9 protein-coding genes and 1 other RNA gene are annotated in these 8,370 nt (G+C 49.8%); 4 read left to right on the plus strand and 6 right to left on the minus strand.

Translation table 11 applies throughout. The features are described 5' to 3' along the window. Positions 1-369: hypothetical protein (locus HKN79_07745; GenBank protein ID NNC83454.1), on the plus strand; the 369-nt coding region annotated here is incomplete at its 5' end. Positions 370-377: 8 nt separating this feature from the next. Here HKN79_07745 and HKN79_07750 read toward each other — a convergent pair. The 4 genes from HKN79_07750 to ffs form a co-directional block, all read right to left on the minus strand. Further along, positions 378-992: a threonylcarbamoyl-AMP synthase gene (locus tag HKN79_07750; protein NNC83455.1), complete on the minus strand. Its 615-nt coding sequence runs from the start codon at positions 990-992 to the stop codon at positions 378-380. Positions 993-995: 3 nt separating this feature from the next. After that, positions 996-1,664 (minus strand): fructose-6-phosphate aldolase, encoded by a 669-nt coding sequence (gene fsa, locus HKN79_07755; protein ID NNC83456.1) that lies wholly within the window; start codon positions 1,662-1,664, stop codon positions 996-998. A 320-nt stretch (positions 1,665-1,984) separates the two neighbouring features. Further along, the gene (locus HKN79_07760; GenBank protein ID NNC83457.1) at positions 1,985-2,800 is read right to left on the minus strand and encodes an SDR family oxidoreductase; all 816 of its coding nucleotides are present in this window, start codon (positions 2,798-2,800) and stop codon (positions 1,985-1,987) included. 14 nt (positions 2,801-2,814) lie between these two features. Beyond that, an RNA gene (gene ffs, locus HKN79_07765) (signal recognition particle sRNA small type) lies at positions 2,815-2,914 on the minus strand. A 79-nt stretch (positions 2,915-2,993) separates the two neighbouring features. On the opposite strand from ffs, the gene HKN79_07770 reads away from it, so the two are divergent. Genes HKN79_07770 through HKN79_07780 form a run of 3 tightly spaced genes read left to right on the plus strand, consistent with a single transcriptional unit; the run spans position 2,994 to position 6,383 of the window. Next, the gene (locus HKN79_07770; GenBank protein NNC83458.1) at positions 2,994-3,527 is read left to right on the plus strand and encodes a DUF4199 domain-containing protein; all 534 of its coding nucleotides are present in this window, start codon (positions 2,994-2,996) and stop codon (positions 3,525-3,527) included. 11 nt (positions 3,528-3,538) lie between these two features. Further along, positions 3,539-4,483, plus strand: a complete 945-nt coding sequence (locus HKN79_07775) for a glycosyltransferase family 2 protein (protein NNC83459.1) — start codon at positions 3,539-3,541, stop codon at positions 4,481-4,483. A 43-nt stretch (positions 4,484-4,526) separates the two neighbouring features. Next, positions 4,527-6,383 carry a hypothetical protein gene (locus HKN79_07780; GenBank protein ID NNC83460.1) on the plus strand — a complete coding sequence of 619 codons (1,857 nt, stop codon included), beginning with the start codon at positions 4,527-4,529 and terminating at the stop codon, positions 6,381-6,383. A 14-nt stretch (positions 6,384-6,397) separates the two neighbouring features. Here the strand turns inward: HKN79_07780 and mnmA are convergent, their stop codons facing one another. Together mnmA and HKN79_07790 are read right to left on the minus strand one after the other, a co-directional pair. Then, complete coding sequence (gene mnmA, locus HKN79_07785; GenBank protein NNC83461.1) at positions 6,398-7,567, minus strand: tRNA 2-thiouridine(34) synthase MnmA; 1,170 nt, start codon at positions 7,565-7,567, stop codon at positions 6,398-6,400. Between the two features lie 34 nt (positions 7,568-7,601). Further along, positions 7,602-8,132 carry an NAD(P)H-dependent oxidoreductase gene (locus HKN79_07790; protein ID NNC83462.1) on the minus strand — a complete coding sequence of 177 codons (531 nt, stop codon included), beginning with the start codon at positions 8,130-8,132 and terminating at the stop codon, positions 7,602-7,604. Positions 8,133-8,370: the final 238 nt, after the last annotated feature.

Below are 8,370 nucleotides of genomic sequence, written 5' to 3' on the forward strand. Positions count from 1 at the left end.
GTAGTAGAGACCTTGTTCATCCATGCATTGGCAGAAGGTGTTTTCAACCCTCAGGTCACGCTGGAGGGCTATAATTACGATATGCTCTTTGCCTTGACCGCTCTCCCTATCGGCTATGCTGTGTACCAGAAGCGCTGGCTCCCTGAGCTGGTGATCGTACTGTGGAATTACTTAGGTCTGGCCGTACTGGCGAGTGTGATCTTCCTATTCATGGCCTCACTATATAAGCCACAGGTCTTTGGGAGTGAATCGCCTCTGCTACCACTGGAAGCCATGAGCTATCCTTACGTGCTCATTGCGGGCTTCTTGATGCCGAGTGCAGTCTTCTTGCACATGCTCTCACTCGTGCAGTTCAGAAAAAGGAAATAAGAGCGTTCTCAGAAATCCACCAGTCCGGCTCCTTCCCGGATGACCTCGACCTCCTCATCCAAACAGCTCAGTACGGTAGAAGGGATGTTCTTCCCATAGCCCGAGTCGATGACCATATCTACCTGGTCCTGATAACGCTCGTGAATCAATTCGGGATCGGTGGTGTACTCGATCACCTCATCATCATCGTGCACTGAACTGGAGACCATCGGGTGCCCCAATCGTAATACCAACTCGCGACAGACGTTGTTGTCGGGCACACGGATACCCACAGTCTTCTTCTTATCGGTGAAGAGCTTGGGCACCTCCTTGCTTGCTCTGAGAATGAAGGTATAGGGCCCCGGGAGTAGGCGCTTCATCAGCTTGAAGGTGTTGGTGTCGATCTGCTTGGCATAGGTGCTGAGGTGACTGAGATCATAGCACACCAGTGAGAAGTTGGCCTTCTCCATCTTCACGCCTTTGATACGCGCTACACGCTCTACGGCCTTGTGATTGTTCAGGTCACAACCGATGGCATAGATGGTGTCGGTCGGGTAGATGATCACACCACCGTCCTTGATACACTCGATCACTTGGTCGAGTTTGTTCTCTGGTGGATTGTCCGGGTGAATCTTGATCAGCATGGCTCAGGCATTTACGGTTTCAGAAGCCTTCTTATGATCGGCCAGGAACTTGGCCAGTCCGCTATCGGTCAGTGGGTGCTTGAGAAGCCCTACGATAGAAGAGAGAGGTCCGGTCATCACATCGGCACCTATCTCGGCACACTTGATCACGTGCATGGTATGACGGACCGAAGCAGCCAATATCTGCGTCTCGAACATGTAGTTATCATAGATATGACGGATCTGCGCAATGAGGTCGAGCCCATCAGTGGAGACATCATCCAGCCTTCCGATGAAGGGAGAAACATAGGTCGCTCCTGCCTTAGCGGCCAAAAGAGCCTGACCGGCCGAGAAGACAAGGGTGCAATTGGTCTGGATGCCTTCATTGCTGAAATGCTTCAAAGCGCGCACTCCATCTTTGATCATGGGTACTTTGACCACGATATTCTCATCCAGCGAGGCCAGTGCCTCACCTTCACGTACCATCCCTTCGAAATCCGTAGAGATGACCTCGGCACTCACGGGTCCACGCACGATGTCGCAGATGTCCTTATAGTGCTGCTTGACCCGTTCATCCCCACTGATGCCTTCTTTGGCCATGAGGGAGGGATTGGTGGTACAACCGTCTAAAACTCCGAGTTCTGCGGCTTCTTTGATCTGATCCAGATTTGCGGTATCGATGAAGAATCTCATGGGTCTCTTTGATTAGGGGTCAAAGGTAGGGAGTAGTATTGGAATTCTGAGCTAAGGAGAATTGAATGAAAATCAGAATGGGTCGGCTTCGCTACTTCAGCATTTTGATTCAAATTTTGATTCACATTCTCATTGTGTAAGGAATCAAAATCAAAATGGGAATGAAAATCAGAATGAGAGCTTCTCGCTACTTCATCAACCCACAAACCCAGCAACCCACAAACTCGTCAACCCACAAACTCGTCAACCCACAAACCCAACATCTCATCATCTAATCTTCTCATCATCTAAGTCTCCAATTCTCCAATTGGCTAATCGACTCATTTCCCCAACATCTTATAATTCCGCATCATCAGCCACTGGAAGGCCTTGGTAGGCAACCAATAGCGCAGATGCACCACGAATTTCTGGAAGGTACTGGCCGAGATATAATAAGGCTTAGGGCTCTTCTTGTTGATGATCTTCCACACGGTCTGGGCGACTTCGATGGGGTCACCGCTATGATGGAGTTCTTCATTGAGCAGGTGATGCACCTTGTCGAACTCCTCAGCATAGACCGAAGTGTCTCCTTTCTTGACCCGGATGCGCGAGCTCTTGATAGCGGTCTTGTAATCTCCAGGGCAGAGAACTACGGCATGTACTCCGAATTGCAGTAATTCCATACGTGCGGCTTCGGTGAGTCCGTTGAGGGCATATTTGGCCGCAGAATACACTCCGCGATAGGGGAGTCCGAAGAGCCCGGCCAGTGAAGAGATATTGATGATATATCCACTCGACCGCTCACGCATGCTGGGTAATACGGCCTGCATGGTACGCACGGGTCCGTAGTAATTGGTCTCGAATTGCATCTTCATCTCATCGGGACTGGAGTCTTCAACCGAGCCTACCATGCCAATGCCTGCGTTGTTTACTAGGACATCGATGTGGCCGGCCTGCTGGAGAATGAAGTCGACACCTCTACGGACCGACTCATCATCGGTCACATCCATGGGGACGAAGGTGACTCCATCACGTACTTCTCCCATTTCTGCCTTGCGGCTGGTACCATAGACTTGGAGGCCTTTCTGAGTCAGGAATTGGGCCATCGATTTGCCAATGCCCGAAGAGGCTCCGGTGATCAACACGACTCTACTCATGGAGGTGAAATAAAAACGGGCAAGCTACTTACATCGCACCGCTACAACCGTCTACCCTTGCTGCCTTCCGGCCCTGGGGGAGTTCAACAGGAGCTGGTCGTATAAGACTTGCCCGAGCCGCGAAAGTAAGCACTCTTCAGCAATGGGCACACGATCGAAAAACTATATTTGTTCGAACCAAAAATTAACGACCATGACCATGGATGATATGAATGACAGGATAGATGCCCCCGTAGGGAAAGCAGCCATCAGGGGAGGGCTCATCCTCGGATTATTCGGGGTGGTCTTCAACTCTATCCTCTATTTTGCTGGGCTCCTCACCGAGCAATGGGCCGGGTGGCTCTCGGTACCTATCGTGCTAGTGATCCTCTATTTCATCCAGAAGAAATTCAGAGATGAGCAGCAGAATGGATTCATCACCTTCGGTAAGGCTTGGAAACTTGGTTTCTTGGCGGGATTGGTCAGTACGGTGATCAATGCCATATATACCTTCATCCTGTATAGTGCAGATGAATCCTTGACCGATGCCGCGCTGGAGAAGGCCTATGGGGACATGATGGACCAAGGCATGACCAGTTCGCAGGTAGACCAGGCCATGGAGATCACCGAGATGATGGTCAGTCCTACGGCCATGATATTCTGGGTGCTTCTGTTCGGGGTCATCTTCGGCATGATCTTCCCATTGATAACCTCTGCCATCGTTCAACGTAAACATCCATTGGATTGAGTACCGTCTGATTGGATCTTTCGATTGTCATACCTGCTTATAACGAGCAAGAGTCTATTCCAGAGCTGCTGGAATGGATCAAGCGTTCGGTCGCATCTGTAGTGGATGGCTATGAGGTCATCTTCATAGATGACGGTAGCAATGACGATACCTGGTCGGTGATATGTGCTTCCAAACAGACCCACCCAGAGGTCAAAGGGCTCAGGCTACAGCGGAATTCGGGAAAGTCAGCCGCCCTGAGGGCCGGATTCAAAGAGGCTCAAGGAGACATAGTAGTGACCATGGATGCCGATCTACAGGATTCTCCCGAGGAGATTCCCGAGATGATGCGTATGATCCATGAAGATAACTTGGACGTGGTCTCAGGCTGGAAGAAAAAACGCTACGATCCCATCACAAAAACTGTCCCTACCAAGATCTACAATTGGGCCACCCGCCAAATGAGCGGCATCCATCTACATGACTTCAATTGCGGATTGAAGGCCTATCGTAGACCCGTGGTCAAGAGCGTGGACGTGCGCGGTGAGATGCATCGATATATCCCCGTACTCGCCAAATGGTCGGGCTATAGACGCATCGGAGAGAAGGTGGTGCAGCATCAGGAGCGCAAGTACGGCAGCACCAAATTCGGTATGGAACGTTTTATGAATGGATTCTTAGACCTGCTCACTGTGACCTTTGTCACCCGCTTCTCTAAGAGTCCCATGCACCTCTTCGGACTATGGGGCTCCTTCTGGTTCCTCATAGGATTCGGGATATTCGCTTTCATCGCTGGCGAAAAGGTCTATAACATGTCACAGGGCATCGTCAGTAAGAACATCGCAGAGATGAGTCAGTTCTACATCGCCCTCGTAGTGATGATCATCGGTACACAGCTTTTCTTGGCAGGATTCCTTGGAGAACTCATCATCCGCAACTCCAATAAGGATGATTTCCGCATTGCGGAAAGGGTCTGATACGCTCGATACGTATCTTTCTCCACCGATCCAACCAACCTCTATGTATGCAGAACTCTTAGAAGGCCTAAAAAAATGCTGTTCAGAGCAGGGCATCGATCACGAGGACCTGCTCGCTCATTTCCAGTCAAGGAAAGATATCTATCCGGTCGGAGAAATGGAACCGACCAAGCAATGGACCCTTGTTCTTCGACAACACCTTTCTTACACATATACGAATCCATACTATTCTCCATATCCCAATGGTAAGATGGAGGTGGTCAAAAGATTCTTGGACACGCACTTTGAAAGTGACTTTTCATCAGCAGGTCCTGATACAGAGAATTATGGGACCGAGGATGACTTCTCGCTGACCGAACTTCTTAGGCAATTCGATGCTTCGACCGCGGAGATGGAACCTTATTCCCTTTGGGTAGAATTCAGGATGATCGCTTGGCGTAGTCTATTATGGGCGGCATGGCGCCCTTTGTTGATGCTCAGAAGAAAGAAAGACCGTAGATTCCTGTCCGTTCTACTCCAGAATAGAGCCAGCGATGGAGTATGGTCCACCATCGAGAGAGGATCTGCTGTTCAGAACTATTTCTTGTTCAGGATACCCTATTGGAGAGAATTGCGGGGTGATTCTCTGATCGTTGATCTGGCATTCCTCGTACTTCAAACAGCAGACGAGTACATAGACGGAGTAATCAATGCACACCGAGACCTATCACCGACCAACGCATTATCTGAAAAAGTCACTTCTGCATGTAAGGAGTTGGAATTCCGCCTTGAGGGAGTTGCTGATCGACTCCATGTCATTCTTCACGGCTTCAAGGAATTGGGAGAGGACGTACTACATATCTATAACAAGAAGTACGCATGCACGTATGCCGAACTCCTTGATCGTATAGAGATGATGTTAGATAAACTGAATCAAGCGATACGTAGCACTAAGAATGGTCGATTCAAGGCAGAGAAGGTCATTGATTTCCTGAGTTTCTATGTGGAGACCGCATTGGATGATATCCTCCTGATGGAGCGATTCCCAGATGGAATGATACCAGTTCCAGTTGTCAATTGGCACTTCAATAAGAAGACATCGCTTGGAATGTCTGCTTGGATAGGACTACGCTCTGACATCCTGTCGCTACCCGTTTATCGGACTGCGGATAGATTCAGCTTCGGTTCATTGCTCTACATCTGTCAGATGTTCGATGACCTGAAAGACATCAAGGTCGATCATGGCTATCAGGCCAATCTATTCATCTCGCTGGCCAATCGATTCCATCCTGAAGAGTATCGATGGTTCACGGAGCATGTGAATGGATTACCGGAAGAGCTTTCTATCCGCGAGCAAGTGGGCGTGGCCCTGAATATGCCTTTCAGTCTATTGCACATGTACACGTTTACCAGGAACAAAGGTCTCAAGGAGTTGGACTGGTTGACCCAAAAAGGAGCTAACGGGGGATGGTATAGGAACTGGACAGGTCGAGGTCCGACCTGTGTTATCCCAGGTATCGAGAATGGCTTCCAACTCAAGGACGAATTGAGATCGAGTTCCATGTTCTTTGATAGCGAGCACTACAACTTGGTCTTCAATGTGATTGTCGATCTCCATCTCCTTTTCGAAGGAAGGATTCCCCTGGACCATTCTTGGGCCTTTGTCTTCGATCTCCTCTATCACGATGATCATTTTGCACGCTTACTGATGGAACGGATATCCATAGGTGAGCGATACCTCCTGAAGATGAATGGCTTCTTCATGAGCCCAGGATTCAAATTAAGTCTACTGAGAAAGGCCCTAAAAACTGAAAGGAAGCAGAGTACAGATGTCCTGAACGGTATATTTTTCAATGAAGGCTTACCGACATCCGTTAGAACTGCCCTCGCATACTTGTTCTCGGTGAATAACTTGACTTGAATCCTATCCGGCATTCAAGCGATCACCCCACTACCTATCAGTTCTTCTCCCGCATACCAAGCGGCAAATTGTCCTCTTGCAATGCCACGCTGAGGCGTCTCGAACTCGATGTAGAGTCCTTCCGTTTTCTGAATCAATGTAGCCTTCTGCAGAGCCTGTCGGTAACGTATCCGGCAGAGATAGTCTGCTTTCTCACCTACGTCCAATCGCATATCCGGCCGGACCCAATGGATGTCTTCGGGGGCGATACGTAGCGCTTTGCGATAGAGCCCGGGATGCCTTTCCCCTTGACCGACATAGATCCGATTCTGATCGGTATCCGTTCCGATGACGAAGAGCGGTTCCACCTTGCCTCCTACACCGAGTCCCTTGCGTTGACCGATGGTGAAATAGTGTGCTCCTTGATGGGTGCCGATGACCTCGCCATGGGACTGATCGAGCTTAAAGGCCTCAGCATGTTCTTCTACCAAGTGTACCCCATTTCGATGCAAAATGGGATCATCTGCCGCCACTTCGATGATCTCTCCATCCTTGGGTTCGAGCTGTTGCTGTAAAAACACAGGCAGCTTCACCTTTCCTACAAAGCAGAGCCCCTGTGAGTCCTTCTTCTCAGCTGTGACCAGGTCTTGGGTCTTTGCGATCTCGCGCACTTCTGATTTCTGGAGATGACCGATAGGGAAGAGGGCGCGTGCCAATTGGGATTGATTCACCTGACAGAGGAAATAGCTCTGATCCTTGGAAGGGTCGGCACCGGCCAATAGTCTGTGGGTCACTTGGCCATCCTTCTCAATGGTCTCCTTCTGACAATAATGCCCGGTGGCCACGAAGTCGGCTCCCAGTTTGATGGCCTGCTCCAAGAAGATGTCGAATTTGATCTCGCGATTACAGAGTACATCCGGATTGGGCGTGTAGCCTCTGGAGTATTCCCTGAACATATAGTCCACGATGCGCTCTTTGTACTCCTTGCTGAGGTCGAGGATCTGAAAGGGGATATTCAGTTTCTGGGCGACTTGCATGGCATCGTTGCTGTCTTCCAGCCAAGGGCACTCCTCGCTGATGGTCACCGTGTCATCCAGCCAATTGCGCATAAAGAGCCCGATGACCTCATAGCCTTGCTCTTTGAGCAAGTATGCGGCTACACTGGAGTCTACTCCGCCTGAAAGTCCTACCACCACTCGTTGCATGCCGCAAAGGTAGTGCGCCTGAAGAGTAAAAGAATCAGGAGATACGGCTTAGGATACTATCTAGAAATTTATCGGCACGCCCGGGGATCTTCTCATCCAGTGCTTCTCCCGTCTCGCTGAAATTTTCTGTCACTTTCGGCACGGGAAACACTCCGGTCGGAAGCATGCCCACCTTGGTGATGACCCACTGCATCTGGACTTGGACCTGGGAGCCTCCAAAGGAGCCTGTGCTTACACTTGCGATACCTGCCGGCTTACCCTTCCATTGATCGTAGAGTACATCGAAGGCATTCTTCCAAGATGCTGGATAACCGCCATTGTATTCCGGAGTGACAAAGACCACTCCATCTGCCTGCTCTACCCGCTGGGCGTATTCCTTCAAGGAATCACTGGGTTCTTCCAGCCTGGAAAGACGCTCTGAGAACAAGGGAAAATCCACAGCTTCCAGGTCGAAAAGGTCCACCTCGACACCCTCTCTGGATAGAAGGCGTTCTTGTAGGAATAAAGCTACGCGATGACTATTACGGCCTTGTCTGACACTGCTGGAGAGGATGAGGATCTTCATGTGGGAATCGATGATTTACTTGCTCTAAGAAAGCAATATTCGCACATCTGCTTCTTAAGTCGCTATTCTGGATAGAATGGATATTTTCGTCATAATAGCTCCTGAGCAATACCTAACGGTCTTCGGACCACCCTTAACCACAGTATATGAAGTTCCTCGATTTCAGCCATTTCAAGAATGACCTTCTAGGAGGGATCACGGCCGGGATTGTTGCCCTACCTCTGGCATTGGCCTTTGG

This window comes from Flavobacteriales bacterium (genome assembly GCA_013001705.1).
In the GTDB taxonomy this organism is placed as follows: Bacteria; Bacteroidota; Bacteroidia; order Flavobacteriales_D; family JABDKJ01; genus JABDLZ01.